This is a genomic window from Tabrizicola thermarum (assembly GCF_003574395.1).
Classification (GTDB): Bacteria; Pseudomonadota; Alphaproteobacteria; order Rhodobacterales; family Rhodobacteraceae; genus Tabrizicola; species Tabrizicola thermarum.
This window is the reverse complement of record NZ_QMJY01000083.1, coordinates 226344-245244: the sequence shown is the minus strand read 5'-3', so window position 1 is coordinate 245244 and position 18901 is coordinate 226344. Positions and strand designations below refer to the sequence as shown.

Sequence of the window (18901 nt, the reverse complement as noted above, 5' to 3'; positions counted from 1 at the left end):
GCATCAATCTTTCAGGCTTTCTTCGCGCAACCCGTCGGCCAGAAGGTTCAGGCCGAGGACGAGGCTCATCAGGGCAAGGGCAGGGGCCAGGGCAGGGTGGGGGAACAGGTTCAGAAGTTTCCGCCCGTCGTCGATGGTAGAGCCCCAGTCCGGGCTGTCGGGTGACACGCCGAGGCCGAAGAAGCCCAGGGTGCCGAGGAGGATGGTTGTATAGCCGATCCGCAGGCAGAAATCGACGATCAGCGGGCCGCGGGCGTTGGGCAGGATCTCCCACAGCATGATGTACCAGGGGCCTTCGCCGCGGGTCTGGCCGGCCGCCACATAGTCGCGGGCCTTGATGTCCATCACGAGGCCCCGGACGATGCGGAAGACGCCGGGCGAGTTCACGAAGACAACCGAGACGAAGACGTTCAGCATGTTCGGCTGCATCGACCAGATGCCCAACGGATCCATGTTGAAGGCAAGGCCGGAATAGGCCCAAAGTCCGATCAGGAGGGTGATCCCGACATATAGGTTCCGACGCGGCGGGTTGGTGTAGTACCGGCTGTTCCAGAGCGTGCAGAGAAAGATGATCGGGAAGATGAACAGGAGCGCGGCGAGAATGATGGGAATGCCGGTGTCGCGGATCTCGGGCGTGACGAGGAGGTAGAAGAGGAGGATCACCGGGAAGGCGAGGACGAGGTTCGCCAGGAACGAGATGAAGGTGTCCAGCTTGCCGCCGAAATAGCCTGCCGGCAGGCCCAGCGTGATGCCGACCATGAAGGCGAACAGCGTGGCGGCGGGAGCGATCTTCAGGACCTCGCGCGCGCCCATCACCATCCGGCTGAACACGTCGCGGGCGAGGTGGTCGCCTCCCAGCAGATACCAGCCATAGGGGCTGTCGGGGGCCAGAACCCCGGGTGCCTTGTTCTTCAGGCCCGAAAGCTGGATGAACGGGTCCTGGGTGATGATCACGTCGGCAAAGATCGCGGTGAAAACCCAGAACATGACGATGGCAAAGCCGATCATTCCGACGGTGGAATCGAAGAGCTTGCCATAGAGACCCAGCTTTCTGCGGAAGCGGATCGACAGCACGAAGGTCGCCGCGAGAGCCAGCCAGACCGGCCAGAACCGCACGGCCATTGCGCCGAGGATGCCCGCCTCGACCGGCGAGGGCATGACGGCACCCGCGGCAAGGGTAAAGACGATCGCCGCAAGGGCGGCAAGGAAGCTGAAGCGGATGGCAAGACTGGCAAAATGGCCCGGAGACCGGGCTGCCGCAGCGCCGTCGGGGCCGGGCAATTGCGGCGCGTCAAGGCCTGCAAACACGAACAGAAGTTTGGCAAGCAGCGACAGGGCAAGCGCCAGCAGCGCGATCTGGAACACGGGCAGAAGAACCGTTCCGACCGATCCAGTCCAGGTGAGGAAGTCCATGCGCGCGCTCCCTCAGGCCAGCCGGATGCGGGGGTTCAGGAAGACATAGCCGATGTCCGAGATCAGCTGCGTCAGCAGGACGACGACCACGGCCACGACCGAGCAGGCCAGCAGGAGAGGGATGTCGTTGTTCGAGGCGGCCTGCACCAGCGTCCAGCCGAAGCCCTTGTAGTTGAACAGGCTTTCCACGATCACCACGCCGTTCAAGAGCCAGGGGAACTGCAGCATGATGACCGTGAACGGCGCGATCAGGGCGTTTCTCAGCGCGTGGCGCATGACCACGGTGCGGAAGGGGACACCCTTCAGCCGGGCGGTGCGGATGTATTGCTGGGTCATCACCTCGGTCATCGAGGCACGGGTCATCCGGGCGATGTAACCGATGCCGTAAAGCGCGATGGTCATCACCGGCAGGGTGAAGTTCCAGAAGGTGATGTCGTCCATCGCCGAGGTGGCCGAGGCGAGGAACAGGGTCTTGTTCGGCTCCAGCAGCCCGTAGTCGGCCAGGATCGGCGAGATGCCGGTGGCGGCCGTGGCAAGCAGCGCCACCAGGATGACGCCGGACACATATTCGGGCGTGGCGGTCGAGGCGATGGAAAACGTCGACAGCGTCCGGTCAATGACCGACCCCTCGCGCATCCCCGAGAGCACGCCGAGAAACAGCGAGGTCGGCACCATCACCAGCATCACCGCCAGCATCAGCCACCCGGTTGCGGCGAGCTTTTCACCCAGCGACGCGGCGACGGGTTTCTTGAAGAAGGTCGAAAAGCCCCAGTTGCCCTGAAAGAGGCCGCAAAATCTGGGGGCGGTGGCGGGGTCCTGGCCAATGGCAAAGCAGCGTCCACGGGTATCGCCCTTTTCGTCGGTGTAGGTCCAGCCTGGCACCACCCCTAGCCACTGGCCATAGCGCGCGAACACCGAACCGGAATGGCCGTTCTGTTCGATCCAGGCCTGGACCGCCTCATCCGTCATGCGCACGGAGCCTTCGGTCCGCGCCAGCTTTTCCAGGTTCGGTTGCAGGTTGGTCAGGTAGAAGACCACGAAGGTCAGGGCCAGCGCTGTCAGCAGCATGACCCCCAGCCGACGGAGCACGAACAATCCCATGCCGCCCCCCCCTTTGCGTGAAAAACCCCTTGAAGGGGCGCGACAGGCGCGCCCCTTGTCGTTGTGTCACCGGGTCAGGGTGATCAGGCCACGGACCACTTGTAGTGATGGTGCTCGAAGGACGGGTGATGACCCAGCCCTGCGAAGCCTTCCTTGTGGTGGCTGAACAACGACCGCGAGAACGGGTTGATGATGTAGCCCTCTTCCTGAAGGATCGTGCCCATCTTCGCCGCAAGTTCGCGCCGCTTGTCGGCGTCTGCAATCGCCAGGGCCTGTGTCATCAGCGCGTCGAACTCGGGGTTGGCCATCGAAGTCTCGTTCCAGGAGCCGGTCGAAGTATAGGCCAGGCTCATGTTCTGCACCGCAAGCGGCCGGTGGTTCCAGGTCGTCGAGGAGAACGGATACTTCTGCCAGTCGTTCCAGAAGGTCGACCCCGGCATGACAGTGTGCTTGATGTTCATGCCCGCGTCCTTCAGCTGGGCCTGCACCGCCGCCGTGGTCGCCGCTTCCCAGCCGTCGTCCAGCGAGATCACCTCGAATTCCGCGTCCTTCAGGCCCGCGGCCTCCAGCGCCGGCATCAGGCCTGCGGGATTGATCGTCTGCTTGGGCAGTTCGGGATATTCCGGGTGGATCGGGAACATGTGGTGGTTCTCGCCCGTGGCGCCGAGGTTGTTGTAGCCAAGCTCCAGCACCACCTTCGGATCGACCGCCAGCTGGATCGCCGAGCGGACCGCCTTGTCCTTGTAGAGGTCCGACGACGAGTTCATCCGCACCACGATGGTCGAGGCGGTGACGACTTCCTCTTTCACCAGACCCATCCCGTCCAGGATGTCGATGAATTCGCCGACCGATTCATAGTTCGCGTCCACCTCGTCCGAGGAGAACAGCGCGACCATTGCGGCGGGATCGGTGCCGAAGTCGATGTAGTGGATCTCGTCCAGCGGCGCGGTGCCGCCCCACCAGGTATGGTTCGGGGCGCGGACCAGAACGGCCTTCTGCCCGACCGACACTTCCTGGGGAACATAGGGGCCTGTCCCGATCGGGTTGGTCGCGGGGTCCTCTCCGTCCTTGAACGACGAATGCACCACGGCTGCCGGATAGTCGGCAAGGTTCGGGACCACCGCGATATCCGGGGCGGTCAGGTTCAGCTGCACCGTCATGTCGTCGACCTTGACCACCGCGCCATCGCGCAGGGTCTTGGTCGCTTCGTCCACAAGGCCGGGGAAGCGCGAGGCCATCGCATTGCCCTCGACGTTGCCATCGGTCCAGCGGGCGAAGTTGCGCACCACGTCATCGGCGGTGAAGGGCTCGCCGTTGTTCCAGGTCACGCCGGGGCGGACCTTCAGCGTGTACTGGGTGGCGTCCTCGTTGACTTCCCAGCTTTCCAGCAGCCGGCCCTCGAATGTGCCGTCGTTGTTGTACTGGATCAGATATTCCAGCCAGCCGCGATAGACGTTGGCGATCTGCGGCCAGTCGGCCAGGCGCGGGTCCTTGGTGCCCTTCACCTCCATCGCCACGCGGATCTTGCCGCCGACCTTGGCCTCCTGCGCCTGGGCGGGGGCGGGCAGGCCGATCAGGCCATAGGCGGCAGCGGCCGAGACACCCAGCGCAGTCGTGCGGGTGAGGAATTCACGGCGGCTGAGCTTGCCATCGGCGTGTTCGGTTGCATACATCTGCGCCGCAGGATGCAGCTTGGCGCCGGTCTTCAGGTCTTTCATCTTCGTCTCCCTGCGAGTTTTTTCTTTGGTTGCGGCAGTGCGATCTGTCTCGCCAAGCGTTGCTCTGGCCGCGTCGGCACAGCCCGAACGTCACAGCGCGACACACACCCCCATCAGGCCATTGCGCATCTTTTTCGCCAATCCGTCAACGACTGCTTTCGACAATCCGTAGCACATTCACGACATGGCCAGGTCGAATTCTGACAGATCGTGTCGGAATCCGCTCAACCGGCGCGGCGGAAGGCGGTCGGCGACTTGCCGGTGACATGCTGGAAGGCGCGGGTGAAATAGGCGGGAGAGTTGAAGCCCAGCTGTTCGGCGATCCGGCCCACGGGAATGCGGGTTTCCGCCAGCAGCTTGCGCGCCTCGAAGATGCGGCGGTCCTGCAACAGGGCCGAGGCCGGGCGACCGCAGGCGGCCTTGCAGCAGCGGGTCAGGTGGGTCGGCGTGACGCCCAGGGCGGCGGCGAAGTCGGCGACGTTCATGCCGGTGCGGAAGTTGCGCTCCAGAAGTGCGGTGTAGCGGGCAACGAGGCGGCGGGTCGCGTCCTGCCGGGGGGCCTCCAGCGGATCGGCCTTGCGCACCTGACGCTCCAGCCAGACGCCCAGCAGGCCGACATAGGCCTCGGTCGCGCGTTCATGGGCCGGGGTGTCGCTTTCGATCTCGCGCAGGATCGAATCAAGCAGCACGTTCACCTCTTGCTGGGCATGCACCTCGCGGATGCGCAGATGCTGCGGGGTCTTCGGCAGGACGACCTTGGGATCGCGGCCGAAGAATACCGCCGTGCCAAAGACCTGCGGGCCCGCTTCGAACCCGTGCATGACGCCGGCAGGGATGAAGACCGCATTATGTGCCGTGTAGCCGCGCGTCACCCCCGAGATCGTGATGCGACCCTGTCCCTTGGTGAACCACAAGAGGCAGGGTTCGGAGAGCGAACGCATCGCCTCGACCCGCCAGCGACCGCCGGAAGCGAGGCGTGGAATGGCGACAAGGCGCAACGATGAGGCAGGGGCAGCAGTGAGCATGTGAGGGCAGATCCCTTGGCAGAGGCGCTGACCGGGTGAGTAAAGCAGCCTGCCCGGGTCAACCCAAGCAAAATCGGCGAGCCGGACGCAAAGTTATCCACAGATGTTGGAAATTCATGTGCATAACTGGGTGCAAGCCCGGATCTTTTCTGAACATCGCCCTGCAAGTGACCGTCAGGGAAGGGAAACCTGTCGCCAGACCTTCATGTTCGATCTGAACCAGGTGCGCTGGCGTTTGGCATATTGGCGGCTGGCCAGGACGGCCGCGTCGGTGGCATCGGAGAGAGCCAGCTCACCCCGCAGATGCGCAATCAGCTCGGCTGCGCCGATGGCCTTCGAGGAGGGCAGGCCCGGGTCCCAATCGGCGAGGTTGGCGCGGGCCTCATCCAGGGCCCCGTCGCTTAGCATCTGGCGAAACCGCCGGGCGATGCGGTCGTTCAGCCAGGCGACATCGGGGACAAGGACCAGGGCCTCGGCCCGATCCAGGGCCAAAAGCGGAGGCGGCGTGTTGTCCTGCCAGCTGGCCAGCCCGCGCCCGGTGGCGCGCAACACCTCCCATGCGCGCTGGATGCGGACCGGGTTCTGGCGGTCGATGCGGGCGGCGGTTGCGGCGTCCAGTTCGGACAGCAGCGCAGCGTGACCTTCGGCGGCGCGGCGGGCGTTGGCTTCGGCCCGGACGGCGGGGGGAACGTCCGGCACTTCTGCCAGCCCCCGGGTCAAGGCGTTGAAATTCAGACCCGTTCCGCCGACGATCACCACGGGCTGCGACAGGAGGGGAGCCACCTCGCGCAGCCAGTGTCCGACGGAATAGGTCGTCTCGCGCGGAACGTGGCCATAGAGCGCATGGGGCGCCGCGGCCTCGTCAGCGGGCGAGGGCCGGGCGGTGAGCACGCGCCAGTTGGCATAGACCTGAAGCGCGTCGGCGTTCACGATCAGGCGGTTGTCGCGCGCGGCAAGCTCCATCGCCAGGGCCGACTTGCCGCTGGCCGTGGGGCCGGCGATCAGCACCGGAGCCTCGCGCGATATGCTGTCGATCTGCACCAGAAACCCCGGTTGAACCTTCCCCGCTTTTGCGACATTTTGCGGCCCAGTCCAAACAAGAAAACGAAATGCAGGGGTCCCATGTCGGAGACAGCCACCAAATACAGCCGCGTGATGCTGAAGATCAGCGGCGAGGCGCTGATGGGGGACCAGGGCTATGGCCTGCATCCGCCGACCGTGGCGCGCATCGCCGAAGAGGTGAAATCGGTCCGCGACCTGGGCGTCGAGATCTGCATGGTCATCGGCGGCGGCAACATCTTTCGCGGCCTGCAAGGCAGCGCGCAAGGCATGGAGCGGACGACGGCGGATTACATGGGGATGCTGGCCACGGTGATGAACGCGCTGGCCATGCAGTCGGCGCTGGAGGCGATCGGTGTTTTCACCCGCGTCATCAGTGCGATCCCCATGGATCAGGTCTGCGAGCCCTACATCCGCCGCCGCGCAGTCCGGCACCTGGAGAAGAAGCGGGTCTGCATCTTCGCCGCCGGGACCGGCAACCCCTATTTCACCACCGACACGGCGGCGACGCTGCGGGCCAGCGAGATGGCCTGTCAGGCGATCTTCAAGGGCACGAAGGTGGATGGCGTCTATGACAAGGATCCCAAGAAGCATGCCGATGCCAAACGCTATGACCATGTGACCTATGATGAGGTTCTGGAGAAGCACCTGGGCGTGATGGACGCGACCGCGATTGCCCTGGCGCGCGACAATGAACTGCCGATCATCGTCTTCAGCCTGGACGAGCCGGGCGGGTTCCGGGGGATTCTGGCCGGGCAGGGGACCTATACCCGGGTGCAGGACTGAACCCTTGCGGGCGGTGTGTTGATCCGGGCCGATGCGCGGCATCGGGCAGCATTGATCCGGTCTTCATCGCGTATGCACCCCTTATGCGCCCGCGCCGCATTTCGGGATCGGCAACCATGCGCCGCGACTCGCGACCCGATCGGACAAGGTGCTTTGGCCTATACCCGCCCCGCGCGGCTCTGCTATAGAGCGCGAAATCGCGAGGGGAAGCTCGCAATCGAAGTGAAGGACCTGAGCCATGGCACATGAAGACCTTGAGATCGACACCGATGCAATCCAGCGCCGGATGGATGGCGCGATGGCGGCGCTCAAGACGGAATTTGCCTCGCTGCGGACCGGTCGGGCCAGCGCCTCGATCGTCGAGCCGATCATGGTCGATGCCTACGGCCAGATGACCCCGATCAACCAGCTGGGCACCGTGAACGTCCCGGAACCCCGGATGGTGGTCATCAACGTCTGGGACAAGGGCATGATCTCGAAAGTGGAAAAGGCGATCCGCGAGTCCGGCATCGGCATCAACCCGGTCACCGACGGCCCGCTGATCCGCCTGCCGATTCCCGAACTGAACGAGGAACGTCGCCGCGAATTGACCAAAGTTGCCGCGCAGTATGCCGAAAGCGCCAAGGTTGCGATTCGCAACGTGCGGCGTGATGGCATGGACCAGATCAAGAAGGCCAAGGCGCAGGGCATGAGCGAGGACGAGCAGAAATTCTGGTCCGAGACGGTGCAGGAAATGACCGACAAGGCGATTGCCGCGGTCGACCGCGCTCTGGAGGCCAAGCAGGCGGAAATCATGCAGGTCTGACCTGCGGACGGAGGGGCGGCGGTTGTCGAAGGACTTGCAGGTGGAGGCCGTGGCGCGGCCCGTCAACCATCTGGCGATCATCATGGACGGCAATGGCCGTTGGGCGACGAACCGGGGCTGGGCGCGACTGGTGGGCCACCGCAAGGGCGCCGAGCGGGTGCGCGAGATCGTCAGGGCGGCTCCGGACCTTGGGATCAAGTGGCTGACGCTGTATGCCTTCTCTACCGAGAACTGGAAGCGGTCCACGGAAGAGGTCCTGGGCCTGATGGCGATCTTCGCCCGCTATATCGAGCGCGAGGCGGATCGACTGGCCAGGGCCGGCGTACGGATGCGCTTCATCGGCGACCGCAGCCGTCTGGATCCGAAATTGCAGCGCATGATGGCCGGGATCGAGGCGCGGACGGCGGGGCTGGACCGGCTGAACCTGACGGTGGCGATCAACTATGGCGGCCGCGATGAGATCGTCCGCGCGGCAAGGAAGGTGGCCGAGGCGGCGGCGGCGGGGCTGCTGGACCCAAGGCATCTGACCGAGGCGGCGTTCTCGGAGCGGCTGGATACCGGCGGATTGCCGGACCCCGACCTGGTGATCCGCACCAGCGGAGAGACTCGGACGTCGAACTTCCTGCCCTGGCAGGCGGCCTATGCGGAATACGAATTTACCGAGACGCTGTGGCCGGATTTCGGGCCCGAGGAGCTTGCGGCCATCGTGCAGCGCTTTTCGAACCGGCAGCGCCGGTTTGGCGGGGTCGCGCGATGATCGACCCAGGCCCGGCGCCTGGCGGAAAGTGGGCTGACCTTCGGACGCGGATCCTGTCGGCCACCGTCATGGTGGCGGTGGGCGCCTTGGAGATCTGGCTGGGCGGCACGGCCTTCGCGGCTCTGGTCGTGCTGTTGACGGCTGTCATGATCTGGGAACTGGCGGCGATGACGGCCCCGGCGCGGAAACAGACCCCGGTCACCATCGCCGTGGTGGCGGGCGTGGCGCTGATGCTGGCGCTGGTCCTGCGCAGCGAGATCGCCACGCTGTTCCTGATGGCTCCGACGCTGGTCCTGATTCTGACCCCGCGCCGCGACCGGCGGCTGGCGGGCGGCTATGCGCTGGCGGTCATGCTGGCGGGATACGGGCTGGTCGACCTGCGCGAGGCGGGGGGCGGCAGCGCGATCCTCTGGGTGGTTGCGGTGGTCGTCGCCTCGGACGTGCTGGGCTATTTCGTCGGTCGCATGCTGGGCGGCCCGAAATTCTGGCCCGCGATCAGCCCGAAGAAGACCTGGTCGGGCACGGTGGCGGGCTGGGTCGGGGCGGCGCTGGTCGGGATGGCCGCGGTCCTCTGGCTGGGTGCGAGCTGGCTTCTGGTTCCGGTCTCGGCGCTGGTGGCCTTTGCCGGGCAGTTGGGCGACATCGCCGAAAGCTGGGTCAAGCGACGCTGCGGCGTGAAGGATGCCTCCAACCTGATCCCGGGTCATGGCGGGGTGCTGGACCGCTTTGACGCGCTGATCGGTGCCATGGTTTTCGTGCTGGCGCTGGGGCTGGTCGCCCCGGTCATGGCGCTGTTCGGGGCATAGGGGATGCGCAGCGTTTCGATCTTTGGCGCGACGGGGTCGATCGGAGAGCAGACGGTTGATCTGTTGCAGCGGGCGGGTGGGGCCGAGGCGTTCCGCATCGTGGCGCTGACCGGCGGGCGGAACATCGCCCGGCTGGCCGAGATGGCGCGGGCTTTGCGGGCCGAGGTGGCAGTCTGCGCCGATCCCGCCGGTCTGGCCGAGTTGCGCACGCGGCTGGAAGGGTCCGGCGTTGCCGCAGCGGCGGGACCGGAGGCGATTGCCGAGGCGGCAGACCGGCCCGCGGACTGGGTGATGAGCGCGATCGTCGGGGCGGCAGGACTGGAGCCGGGCCTTCGCGCACTGCGCCACGGGACGACGCTGGCGCTGGCCAACAAGGAAAGCCTGGTGACGGCGGGTCCCCTGGTGATGGCCGAGGCCGCCCGCCACGGCGCGCGCATCCTGCCGGTGGATAGCGAACATTCAGCGATCTTCCAGGCGCTGGTGGGCGAGGATGTCACGGCGGTCGAGCGGATCATCCTGACGGCCAGCGGGGGGGCCTTGCGGGACTGGCCGCTGGAGCAGCTGGCGCGGGCGACGGTCAGGGATGCCCTGGCGCATCCGAACTGGGCGATGGGGCAACGGATCACCATCGATTCGGCCAGCATGTTCAACAAGGCGCTCGAAGTCATCGAAACGCGCGAATATTTCGGGGTGGAGCCGGATCAGGTCGAGGTCATCATCCATCCCGAAAGCCTGATTCATTCGATGGTGGGTTTTCGCGATGGGGCGATCATGGCGCATATGGGGGCGCCGGACATGCGCCACTCCATCGGCTATGCGCTGAACTGGCCTGACCGATCGCACCTTCCCGTCGCGCGGCTGGATCTGGCGCAGATCGCCCGGCTCAGTTTCCGCGCGCCCGAGATGGCGCGCTATCCGGCCCTGCGGCTGGCGCGCGAGGTGATGGCGCGGCGCGGACTGGCTGGGGCGGCGTTCAATGCGGCGAAGGAGGTGGCGCTGGACCATTTCCTTGCGGGCGGGATCGGCTTCATGCAGATGGCCGAGGTCGTCGAGGCGGTGCTTGCGGCGCTTGACGGCGAGTTGAGCAAGGAAATCGGACAGATGACCCTTGAGGATGTGCAGGGGATGGACCATCTGGCCAGAGTCAGGGCGAACGAGATCGCGCAGGTCGCGGCAGGAGCAAGGTGATGGAAGCGGTTGTTGCGGCGCTTGGCGGTACGGCCTGGACGGTGGCGTTCTTCGTGATCGCGCTGTCGGTGATCGTCTTCGTCCACGAATACGGCCATTACATCGTCGGGCGCTGGTCGGGCATCCATTCCGAGGTGTTCTCGGTGGGCTTCGGCCCGGTCCTGTTCAGCCGCACCGACAAGCGCGGCACGAAATGGCAGATCGCGGCGATTCCCTTCGGCGGCTATGTCAAGTTCATGGGCGATGCGGATGCGTCCTCGGTGCGGGCCGCCGATGTGTCGGGCCTGTCGGCGGAAGAGCGGCGGCACACGATGGCTGGAGCCCCGTTATGGGCCCGGACCGCCACGGTGGCGGCGGGTCCGGTGTTCAACTTCATCCTGACCTTCGTGCTGCTGGCCGGGCTTGCCTTTGCGGTGGGCGTCCCGCGGGATGAGCCGACGATCGGCAAGATCCGGCCTCTGCCGTTCGAAGGGTCCGGTCTGGCGGTCGGCGACGTGATCCTGGCGCTGGATGGCACGCCAACCCCGGATTGGGCGACCTTTCAGCAGGTTGCCGATACGCTTACCGACAAGGCGATGCTGGATTACACGGTGCGGCGCGGCGCGGATGAGATCGTGGTGACAGGTCCGCATCCCCGGATCCCGGTGATCGGCGAAGTGCAGGTCCGTTCGGCCGCGATGGATGCGGGCATTCGGGAAGGCGATGTCATACTGAAGGCCGGGGGCAAGGATGTGCGGGTCTTCGAGGAGCTGCCGAAGATCGTGGCGGACAGCAAGGGCCAGCCGGTGCCGCTGACGGTCTGGCGCGACGGCAAGACCTTCGATCTGATGCTGACGCCGCGCATCCGCACGGTCGACGATGGCAATGGCGGGTTCACCGAGCGCTATCTGCTGGGCCTGTATTCCGGCATGTTTTTCGAGCCCGCCGTGCGCAGCGTCGGCCCGTGGGAGGCGCTGTCGGGTGCGGCGCGGTCGATGTGGCTGATGACGACCACAACCTTCTCGGGCCTTTCGCACATGATCCAGGGGGCGATCAGCAGCTGCAACCTGTCGGGGGCGATCGGGATGGCCGAGACGGCCGGCGATGCGGCGCGCAACGGCGCGGTCAGCTTTGTCAGCATGCTGGCCATCCTGTCGCTGGGCGTCGGCATCCTGAATCTCTTTCCGATCCCGGTGCTGGATGGCGGACATCTCGTGTTCTACGCCTATGAGGCAGTGACGCGCCGGAAGCCCTCGGAACGGGCGCTGCGGATGCTGATGACAGTGGGGCTGACGCTGGTGCTGTCGATCATGCTCTTCGGCCTCAGCCGCGATCTGATGTGCCGATAGCGAGGCAGCGCGGGCCAGAGGGACAAGAGCGGCGGTGCACAGGCCATAGCCTTTTCAGCACAACATCTTGCAAAGTTATCCACAGGGACCGCAGGCTTTTGACAAAGCTTTGCTTTCCCGCTAGTCAATCCGGAAAGACAAAATTGGGCGAGGATGGAATATGCGGATGACCCAGCACGCGGCCAAGGGGCGGTCTGCCCGGGCAAGGTCAAGGGCTCGTCTGCTGGCCACGGCCGTTTTCATCGGTGCCGCAACGGCTTCGGTGCCGTTCCTCCAGCCCGCCGTTGCCCAGGTCTTTTCGTTTTCGAATGTGACCATCGAAGGCAATGAGCGCGTCGATGCCGCGACCATCCTCAACTATGCCGGAATCAAGCGGGGCCAGGAGGTGTCGGCGGCCGCGCTGAACGACGCCTATCAGCGCATCCTGAACTCCAACCTCTTTGAAACGGTGGAGCTTGTGCCGCAGGGTTCGACCCTGGTGATCCGGGTCAGGGAATACCCGATCGTCAACGTCATCTCGATCGAGGGCAACAAGCGGCTGAAGGACGAGAAGCTGTCCGAGCTGATAAAGTCGCAGCCGCGCCGGGTCTATTCCCCTTCGATGGCAGAATCGGATGCGGCGGCGATTGCCGAGGCCTATCGGGTGTCCGGGCGTCTGGCGGCCAGCGTGACGCCGAAGATCATCCGCCGCAGTGACAACCGGGTCGATCTGGTGTTCGAGGTGACCGAGGGCCGTGTTGTCGAGAACGAGCGGATCAGCTTTGTCGGCAACAAGGCCTTCTCGGACCGCCGCTTGCGCCAGGTGCTGGAGACCAAACAGGCGGGGCTGCTGCGCAACCTGATCCAGCGCGACACCTTCGTGCCCGAACGGCTGGAGCTGGATCGCAAGGTTCTGACCGATTTCTACCTGTCGCGTGGCTATATCGACTTTCAGATCCTCGACGCCAGCGCCGAGGTCAGCCGCGAACGCGACGCGACCTTCCTGACCTTCACCATCCGTGAGGGCCTGCCCTATTCGATCGGGAAGGTGTCGACCGTATCGGAGGTCGAGGGGCTGGATGCCGCCGAGTTCGAAGCGGTCCAGAAGATCCGCACCGGGCAGACCTATACGCCGCTTCTGATCGACAACAACATCACCCGGATGGAAAACCTTGCCCTGAAGAAGGGGCTGAACTTCATCCGTGTCGAGCCGCGCATCACCCGCAACGACCGGGGGCAGATGGTGGACATCCAGTTCGCCATCGTGCGGGGCCAGCGGGTCTTTGTCGAACGGATCGACATCGAGGGCAACAAGACGACGCTGGATCAGGTGATCCGGCGCCAGTTCCGCACCAGCGAGGGCGACCCCTTCAACCCGCGCGAAATCCGCCAGGCGGCCGAACGCATCCGGGCGCTTGGCTTCTTCTCGGACGCGCAGGTCAATGCCGAGCAGGGATCGGCCGCAGATCAGGTTGTCGTCAATGTGGATGTCGAGGAACAGCCCACGGGATCGCTGAATTTTGGTCTGACCTATTCGGTCGCGAACGGCACCGGAGTGAGCGTCAGCTTTTCCGAAACCAACTTCCTGGGGCGCGGCCAGCGTCTGACGGCCTCGATCTCGACGGCCTCTTCGAACCAGAATTCCAGTTTCAGCTTCACCGAACCGGCCCTCCTGGGCCGTGACCTCAGCTTCTCGTTGGGTGCATTCTACCGCACGTCAGAGTCCGATTTCTCGGCCTATGACACGCGCAACATCGGCTTCAACACCGGGATCGGCTTTCCGGTCGGCGAACAGTCGAACCTGAACCTGCGGCTGGGGATCACCGAGGACAAGCTGTTCAACTACACCGGCAATTCGCCGATCATTCAGGCCGAAGAGGCGCGCGGCGCGCTGAAGACGATGTCGGTCGGCTATAGCTACGAGTTCGACAACCGTATCACCGGACTTAATCCGAAGGGTGGCGTCCTGTTGCGCTTCGGTCAGGATTTCGCGGGCCTTGGCGGTGACAACAAGTACATCAAGACCACGGCTCTCGCGCTGGCGGAAACCAAGGTGCTGAACGAGGAAGTGACGCTGCGCGCGATCTTCGAAGGCGGGGCGATTACTTCTCTGGGCGGCAACATGACGCGGGTGACGGACCGCTTCTTCGGCAATGGCAAGATCAGGGGCTTCGAGCCGAACGGGATCGGTCCGCGCGATCTGGGGGCGACCGATCAGGACGCGCTCGGCGGGAACATGTTCGCCGTCGCCCGGTTCGAGGCGGATTTCCCGCTGGGCCTGCCCGAGGAATACGGCATCACCGGCGGCGCCTTCTTCGACGTCGGCTCGGTCTGGAGCCTGGACAACACGGCGGGAGTTGGTGGCCCGGTCGACGACGGGTTGAACCCGCGCGCCTCGCTGGGTCTGTCGGTGTTCTGGACCACGCCGATCGGCCCTTTGCGGTTCAACTTCAGCCGGGCGGTCAAGAAGGAAGATTACGACAAGGAACAGACCTTCGACCTGACGATCTCGACCAAGTTCTGACGATGGCGGGGTGGCGCGGATACGGGCCCTCGATGCTGCGGGCCTGGATCATCGTCGGCGTGATGTCGCTGGGCCTGCCGGCTGCAGCGCAGGATGCGGTGGCGCCGCTTCTGACGCTGGATCAGGACCGACTGTTCCTGGAATCCGATTTCGGCAAGGCCGTGGTCGAGCGGGAGCGGGCCGCGACAGCGGCGCTGGAGCAGGAGAACCGTGCGATCGAAGCGGAGCTGGTCGCCGAAGAGCAGGCTCTTACCGAGGCGCGGGCAAAGCTGCCGCCCGAGGAATTCTCCGCCAAGGCCGAGGCCTTCGATGCCAAGGTGGAACGGATCCGCGCCGAACAGGATGCCAAGGCCCGCCGCCTGACCGAAGGGCGCGACAAGGACCGCAAGGCGTTTCTCGAGGTTGTCGTCCCGGTGCTGGGCGAGATTCTGGGGGACAGGAAAGCGACCGCGATCCTGGACAAGAACGTGGTGATCCTGTCTCTGTCGGCGATCGACATCACTGACGAGGCCATCGCCCGCGTCAACGTTGCGCTGGCGGAACGGGCGGCGCCGAAGCCCTGACCGGACCTGTCCTGGCCCTGAGCAACTTGTGCCCTCCCGCGCGACTTGCTAGCTAGACCGAAAGCCGTTTGGCCGATGGCCGGGGAAGGGGTGAAACCATGGATGCAGCCGCCGAGACACATGCCGATCTGGATCTGATCCAGAGGATCATTCCGCACCGCTATCCCTTCCTGTTGATCGACAAGGTCCGCGACATCGTGCTGAACGAGTCCTGCGTGGGCATCAAGTGCGTCACGCTGAACGAGCCGCAATTCCAGGGTCATTTCCCCGGGATGCCGATCTTCCCCGGCGTGATGATCATCGAGGCGATGGCGCAGACCAGCGGCGTTCTGGTCGGCCTGTCGATGGACCTGGTGGACAAGAATGCCAAGGTCTTCTTCATGGGCGTCGATGGCGTGAAGTTCCGCCGCAAGGTGGTGCCGGGCGATGTGCTGGAGCTGCATGTGAAGGCCTTGCGCGGTGGCGGCCGGGTCTGGAAGTTCGAGGGCCGCGCCATGGTCGAGGGCGAGCTGGCCTGCGAGGCCACCTTCATGGCGATGTTCGACGTGGCCAAGGCCTGAGCCCGGGCATGAGCATTCATCCGACAGCCCGCGTGCATCCCTCGGCCGTGGTCGAGAGCGGGGCCGTCCTGGGCGAGGGCTGCGTCATCGGCCCGTTCTCGATCATCGGACCGGAGGTCGTGCTGGGTGCGCGGGTCGAGGTCAAGTCGCATGCGGTGGTGACGGGCTGGACCGAGATCGGCGACGAGACGGTGATCTTCCCCTTTGCCACGGTCGGCGAAGTGCCGCAGGACCTGAAATATCATGGCGAGCGCACGCGGCTGATCGTGGGCCGGCGCTGCCGGATCCGCGAGGCGGCGACGCTGAACACCGGCACCGAGGGCGGGGGCGGGGTCACGCGGGTGGGCGACGATGTGCTTATCATGACCGGCGCCCATGTCGGACATGATGCTCAGATCGGCGACCGGGTGATCCTCGTGAACAACGTGGCCATTGCCGGGCATTGCGTGCTGGGGGACGACGTGATCGTCGGCGGGTTGTCGGGTGTGCACCAGTGGGTGCGGATCGGGCAGGGCGCGATCATCGGCGCGGTCACGATGGTGACGAACGACGTGATCCCCTATGGCCTGGTGCAGGCGCCGCGGGGCGAGCTGGACGGGCTGAACCTTGTCGGGCTCAAGCGTCGGGGTGTGGACCGCGCGGGGATCACCGCGCTGCGGGCCGCCTATCAGACTCTGGCGCAGGAGGACGGCAGTTTTCTGGACCGCGCGCGCAAGCTGGCCGAGGAGAGCGACAACCCCCTGGTGCGCGAGATCGCGGATTTCATCCTGTCGAAGTCCGATCGCAGCTTCCTGACCCCGAAGGGCGGACGGTGAGCGCGGGCGCGCGAACGGCGGTCATTGCCGGGCAGGGTCGGCTTCCCGCCGCGCTCGCTGCGGCCATGGATGAGCCGCCGCTTGTGGCCGCGATGGATGGCTTTGCGCCGGATGGGCTGACCGTCGACCTGACCTTCCGGGTCGAGCGGCTGGTGCCGTTCTTGCGCGCGCTGGAGCGGGACGGGATCGGCCAGGTGATCTTTGCCGGGGCCGTCACGCGGCCAAGGCTCGATCCGGCCCTGCTGGATGAAGGCACGGCCGCGCTTTTGCCGCAGCTGATGCAGGCGATGGCGGCGGGCGATGACGCCACGCTGCGGGTGGTGATCGCGCTTTTCGAGGAGTTCGGCTTTTCGGTCGTCGGCGTCGACCAGATCGCGCCCGCGTTGCTGCCCGGCGCCGGGGTGCTGGCCGGGACGGTTTCGCCCCGCGATGCGGCGGATGCCGAACGGGCGGCGGCCATCGTGGCGGCCCTTGGCGCGGTGGATGTGGGGCAGGGCGCTGTCGTGGCGCAGGGCCTGTGCCTGGGCGTCGAGGCGCTGCCGGGGACGGATGCCCTCTTGACGCAGGTGGCCGGGATCGGTGCGCTGCGGCCTGATCCGGCCCGGGGGCGCGGGGTGTTCTACAAGGCGGCGAAGCCCGATCAGGACCGGCGCATCGACCTGCCGACGATCGGGCCGGAGACGCTGCGCGGCGCGGCGGCGGCGGGTCTGGGCGGGATCGCGTTTCAGGCCGGGGCGGTGATCTGCCTGGACCTGGACGAGATGACGCGGATGGCGGAAGAGCTGGGCCTGTTCCTCTGGGCGCGGGCATGAGCGCGGGCGGCTCATCGCTTGCTGCGCGGCGCTCTTCGCGGGGTGTGTCGCAGCGAAGAGCGGTCGAAGACAAGCGATGAGCGGGGCGTTGATGCTGTTCCTGATCGCGGGTGAGCCTTCTGGCGATCGTCTGGGGGCGGCGCTGATGGCGGGGCTGAAGTCGCTGATTCCGGTAGAGTTTGCCGGGATCGGCGGGCCGCTGATGCAGGCGGAGGGGATGGCGAGCCTCTTCCCGATGGAGGAGCTGTCCGTGATGGGCATCGCCGAGGTCCTGCCGAAATACCTCCATCTCAAGCGGCGTATCCGCGAGGCAGCCGAGGCGGCGCTGGCCAGTGGTGCCGAGGCCTTGGTGACCATCGACAGCCCCGATTTCTGTCTGCGAGTGGCGAAGATCGTCAAGGCCGCGCGCCCGGACTTCCGCACCATCCACTATGTCGCGCCCTCGGTCTGGGCCTGGCGTCCGGGGCGGGCGGCGAAAATGGCGCGGGTCATCGACCATGTGCTGGCGCTGCTCCCGTTCGAGCCGCCCTACATGACGGCGGCGGGGATGACCTGTGATTTCGTCGGGCATCCGGTGGTGGCCGAGCCGCTGGCGTCACCGGCGGAACGGGCCGCCTTTGCCGGTGAGGGGCCACTGCTGCTGGTCCTGCCGGGGTCGCGCCGCAGCGAGGTTTCGCGTCTGGCCCCGATCTTCGGCGAGGTGGTCGGTCGCCTGAAGGTGCGCCATCCCGATCTGCGGCTGGCCCTGCCGACGGTGCGCGGCGTCGCAGGGCTGGTGCGCGATCTGACCGCCTCATGGCCCCTGGCCCCGCAGATCGTCGAGGAGGCGGGCGAGAAACGCGGGGCCTTTGCAGCGGCGGATGTGGCGCTGGCAGCTTCGGGGACGGTGTCGCTGGAGCTGGCCGCCAATGCCTGCCCGATGGTGATCGCCTATGACATGCACCCCGTCAGCTGGTGGCTGATGCAGCGCGCGGCGCTGATCGACACCGTGACGCTGGTCAACCTGGTCAGCGAGACCCGCGTCGTGCCCGAGTTCCTGGGGCCGGCCTGTCGCGCCGAGGTCATAGCGCCGACGCTCGAGGCGGTGCTTGCGGACCCCACGCCGCAAAAGGCGGCGATGGCGCTGACGATGCAGCGGCTGGGGCGGGGCGGTGAGGCCCCGGGCCTCAGGGCTGCGCGGTCGGTGCTGGCGGCGCTTCGCCGTTGATGATCGCCAGGACCTGCGGCATCAGCGTGCCCATCCTGTCGTTGACAAGCTGCATCACGGCAGGCTGCTGCGCCGCGGTCAGTTGCGGCAGCTTGGCCAGGACCGAACGGCCCTCGGGCGTCGCGTAGAAGTCGCGCAGCGCGGTGATCTCGCCCAGCGTCATCAGATCGGCCATGATCTGCGCCTGATCGCGCATCAGGCTCGTCATCGGCTGGGTGAAGGTGTCGAGATAAAGCTGCCGGATTTGCGCCACCTGATCGTCTGCCAGCACCTGCCCGCCGGCGGCCACCTGCTGGAGGATCGGCTGGTACATGGTCTCGATCACCGCGGTGAGGTCGAAACTCTGAAGCGCAAGGTCGACGTATTCCGTGGCCACCGCGACCCGTTCCTCGCGGGTCTCGGCCAGAAGGGGCAGCGGCAACGCGAGCAGCGCCAGGAGCGGCATATGCTTCAAG

Annotated in this window: 18 protein-coding genes; 12 read left to right on the top strand and 6 right to left on the bottom strand. The window is 65.9% G+C overall.

Annotated features, from left to right (window positions below):
- Positions 1 to 3: 3 nt before the first annotated feature.
- The 5 genes from D5084_RS17490 to miaA form a co-directional block, all read right to left on the bottom strand.
- On the bottom strand, positions 4 to 1413 hold the full coding sequence (locus D5084_RS17490; protein WP_128516788.1) for an ABC transporter permease: 1410 nt from the start codon (positions 1411 to 1413) through the stop codon (positions 4 to 6).
- A 12-nt stretch (positions 1414 to 1425) separates the two neighbouring features.
- Complete coding sequence (locus D5084_RS17485; protein ID WP_128516787.1) at positions 1426 to 2514, bottom strand: ABC transporter permease; 1089 nt, start codon at positions 2512 to 2514, stop codon at positions 1426 to 1428.
- 83 nt (positions 2515 to 2597) lie between these two features.
- Positions 2598 to 4232, bottom strand: a complete 1635-nt coding sequence (locus D5084_RS17480) for an ABC transporter substrate-binding protein (RefSeq protein ID WP_238382699.1) — start codon at positions 4230 to 4232, stop codon at positions 2598 to 2600.
- Between the two features lie 224 nt (positions 4233 to 4456).
- Entirely contained in the window at positions 4457 to 5173 is a 717-nt protein-coding gene (locus tag D5084_RS17475; RefSeq protein WP_238382698.1) for a helix-turn-helix domain-containing protein, read from the bottom strand.
- A 258-nt stretch (positions 5174 to 5431) separates the two neighbouring features.
- Entirely contained in the window at positions 5432 to 6301 is an 870-nt protein-coding gene (gene miaA, locus D5084_RS17470; RefSeq protein ID WP_238382706.1) for a tRNA (adenosine(37)-N6)-dimethylallyltransferase MiaA, read from the bottom strand.
- A 78-nt stretch (positions 6302 to 6379) separates the two neighbouring features.
- On the opposite strand from miaA, the gene pyrH reads away from it, so the two are divergent.
- From pyrH to lpxB, 12 genes are all read left to right on the top strand, one after another.
- Positions 6380 to 7102 carry a UMP kinase gene (gene pyrH / locus D5084_RS17465; protein WP_128516784.1) on the top strand — a complete coding sequence of 241 codons (723 nt, stop codon included), beginning with the start codon at positions 6380 to 6382 and terminating at the stop codon, positions 7100 to 7102.
- 238 nt (positions 7103 to 7340) lie between these two features.
- Positions 7341 to 7907 (top strand): ribosome recycling factor, encoded by a 567-nt coding sequence (gene frr / locus D5084_RS17460; protein ID WP_128516783.1) that lies wholly within the window; start codon positions 7341 to 7343, stop codon positions 7905 to 7907.
- Between the two features lie 82 nt (positions 7908 to 7989).
- A complete protein-coding gene (uppS, locus tag D5084_RS17455; RefSeq protein ID WP_128516934.1) occupies positions 7990 to 8664 on the top strand; it encodes a polyprenyl diphosphate synthase in 675 nt (224 codons plus the stop codon).
- Positions 8661 to 9470: a phosphatidate cytidylyltransferase gene (locus tag D5084_RS17450; protein ID WP_128516782.1), complete on the top strand. Its 810-nt coding sequence runs from the start codon at positions 8661 to 8663 to the stop codon at positions 9468 to 9470. Before uppS ends, D5084_RS17450 begins: the two co-directional genes overlap by 4 nt.
- Before the next feature lie 3 nt (positions 9471 to 9473).
- Entirely contained in the window at positions 9474 to 10658 is a 1185-nt protein-coding gene (gene dxr, locus D5084_RS17445; RefSeq protein ID WP_128516781.1) for a 1-deoxy-D-xylulose-5-phosphate reductoisomerase, read from the top strand.
- The gene (gene rseP, locus D5084_RS17440) at positions 10658 to 11986 is read left to right on the top strand and encodes an RIP metalloprotease RseP (protein ID WP_128516780.1); all 1329 of its coding nucleotides are present in this window, start codon (positions 10658 to 10660) and stop codon (positions 11984 to 11986) included. Before dxr ends, rseP begins: the two co-directional genes overlap by 1 nt.
- Positions 11987 to 12152: 166 nt before the next feature.
- A complete protein-coding gene (gene bamA / locus D5084_RS17435; RefSeq protein WP_128516779.1) occupies positions 12153 to 14489 on the top strand; it encodes an outer membrane protein assembly factor BamA in 2337 nt (778 codons plus the stop codon).
- Positions 14490 to 14521: 32 nt separating this feature from the next.
- Complete coding sequence (locus D5084_RS17430) at positions 14522 to 15052, top strand: OmpH/Skp family outer membrane protein (protein ID WP_162302466.1); 531 nt, start codon at positions 14522 to 14524, stop codon at positions 15050 to 15052.
- 98 nt (positions 15053 to 15150) lie between these two features.
- Entirely contained in the window at positions 15151 to 15612 is a 462-nt protein-coding gene (gene fabZ / locus D5084_RS17425; protein WP_128516777.1) for a 3-hydroxyacyl-ACP dehydratase FabZ, read from the top strand.
- Between the two features lie 8 nt (positions 15613 to 15620).
- Positions 15621 to 16427 carry an acyl-ACP--UDP-N-acetylglucosamine O-acyltransferase gene (gene lpxA / locus D5084_RS17420; RefSeq protein WP_128516776.1) on the top strand — a complete coding sequence of 269 codons (807 nt, stop codon included), beginning with the start codon at positions 15621 to 15623 and terminating at the stop codon, positions 16425 to 16427.
- Positions 16424 to 17239, top strand: coding sequence for an LpxI family protein (locus D5084_RS17415; protein WP_274378908.1), 816 nt, complete (start codon positions 16424 to 16426; stop codon positions 17237 to 17239). Before lpxA ends, D5084_RS17415 begins: the two co-directional genes overlap by 4 nt.
- An 88-nt stretch (positions 17240 to 17327) precedes the next feature.
- Positions 17328 to 18446: a lipid-A-disaccharide synthase gene (gene lpxB / locus D5084_RS17410; protein ID WP_128516932.1), complete on the top strand. Its 1119-nt coding sequence runs from the start codon at positions 17328 to 17330 to the stop codon at positions 18444 to 18446.
- On the opposite strand, the gene D5084_RS17405 is transcribed toward lpxB, so the two are convergent.
- Entirely contained in the window at positions 18406 to 18891 is a 486-nt protein-coding gene (locus tag D5084_RS17405) for a DUF2059 domain-containing protein (protein WP_155523146.1), read from the bottom strand. The genes lpxB and D5084_RS17405 overlap by 41 nt on opposite strands.
- Positions 18892 to 18901: the final 10 nt, after the last annotated feature.

Coding starts and splice junctions, on each gene's coding strand:
- D5084_RS17480 (WP_238382699.1), bottom strand. CDS start 4,232: ATGAAAGACCTGAAGACCGGCGCCAAGCTGCATCCTGCGGCGCAGATG.
- bamA (WP_128516779.1), top strand. CDS start 12,153: ATGACCCAGCACGCGGCCAAGGGGCGGTCTGCCCGGGCAAGGTCAAGG.
- dxr (WP_128516781.1), top strand. CDS start 9,474: ATGCGCAGCGTTTCGATCTTTGGCGCGACGGGGTCGATCGGAGAGCAG.
- D5084_RS17450 (WP_128516782.1), top strand. CDS start 8,661: ATGATCGACCCAGGCCCGGCGCCTGGCGGAAAGTGGGCTGACCTTCGG.
- D5084_RS17490 (WP_128516788.1), bottom strand. CDS start 1,413: ATGGACTTCCTCACCTGGACTGGATCGGTCGGAACGGTTCTTCTGCCC.
- D5084_RS17430 (WP_162302466.1), top strand. CDS start 14,522: ATGCTGCGGGCCTGGATCATCGTCGGCGTGATGTCGCTGGGCCTGCCG.
- D5084_RS17485 (WP_128516787.1), bottom strand. CDS start 2,514: ATGGGATTGTTCGTGCTCCGTCGGCTGGGGGTCATGCTGCTGACAGCG.
- rseP (WP_128516780.1), top strand. CDS start 10,658: ATGGAAGCGGTTGTTGCGGCGCTTGGCGGTACGGCCTGGACGGTGGCG.
- pyrH (WP_128516784.1), top strand. CDS start 6,380: ATGTCGGAGACAGCCACCAAATACAGCCGCGTGATGCTGAAGATCAGC.
- lpxA (WP_128516776.1), top strand. CDS start 15,621: ATGAGCATTCATCCGACAGCCCGCGTGCATCCCTCGGCCGTGGTCGAG.
- D5084_RS17475 (WP_238382698.1), bottom strand. CDS start 5,173: ATGCGTTCGCTCTCCGAACCCTGCCTCTTGTGGTTCACCAAGGGACAG.
- D5084_RS17405 (WP_155523146.1), bottom strand. CDS start 18,891: ATGCCGCTCCTGGCGCTGCTCGCGTTGCCGCTGCCCCTTCTGGCCGAG.
- fabZ (WP_128516777.1), top strand. CDS start 15,151: ATGGATGCAGCCGCCGAGACACATGCCGATCTGGATCTGATCCAGAGG.
- frr (WP_128516783.1), top strand. CDS start 7,341: ATGGCACATGAAGACCTTGAGATCGACACCGATGCAATCCAGCGCCGG.
- uppS (WP_128516934.1), top strand. CDS start 7,990: ATGGACGGCAATGGCCGTTGGGCGACGAACCGGGGCTGGGCGCGACTG.